The organism is Paenibacillus kobensis NBRC 15729 (assembly GCF_004000825.1).
Taxonomy (GTDB): domain Bacteria; phylum Bacillota; class Bacilli; order Paenibacillales; family Paenibacillaceae; genus Paenibacillus_T; species Paenibacillus_T kobensis.
On sequence record NZ_BILZ01000167.1, the window covers coordinates 1 to 510 of the forward strand.

At 47.3% G+C, this 510-nt stretch carries 1 protein-coding gene; it reads left to right on the forward strand.

From position 1 onward, the window contains the following. Positions 1-510, forward strand: a 510-nt coding sequence (locus tag PKO01S_RS28610; RefSeq protein WP_164779858.1) for a condensation domain-containing protein, incomplete at both ends; no start/stop codon positions are given.

The window sequence follows — 510 nt, forward strand, 5'->3', positions numbered from 1 at the left end:
TGAGAATCAGGAATATCCGTTCGAGGAACTGGTGGAAGCAGTAGAGGTGCGACGGGATTTATCCAGAAATCCGCTGTTTGATGTGATGTTAGTCATGCAAAACAACGAACAGTCGAACCTAGAAATGAACGGCTTAACATTGACAGGCATAACCAGCGAACATACCATCGCGAAGTTCGATCTCACCTTAAGCATAGGTGAAACCGACGACGGCTTTGTAATGAACTGGGAATATTGTACCGATCTGTTCGGGTTGGAAAGTGTACAACGGATGATGAAACACTTCAGCCGCCTGGTGGACGAACTGACGGCCAATCCGGAGGCGAAGATCAGCGAACTGCGTGTGGTGGACGAAGAAGAAAAAAGGCTGATCATTGAGACCTTCAATGACACGACTACGGAATATCCACGAGGAAAAACAGTCGTAGAGTTGTTTGAAGAACAGGTTCATCAGACGCCGGACCATATCGCGGTCGTATTTGAAGATGCGCAATTGACGTATGCGCAATT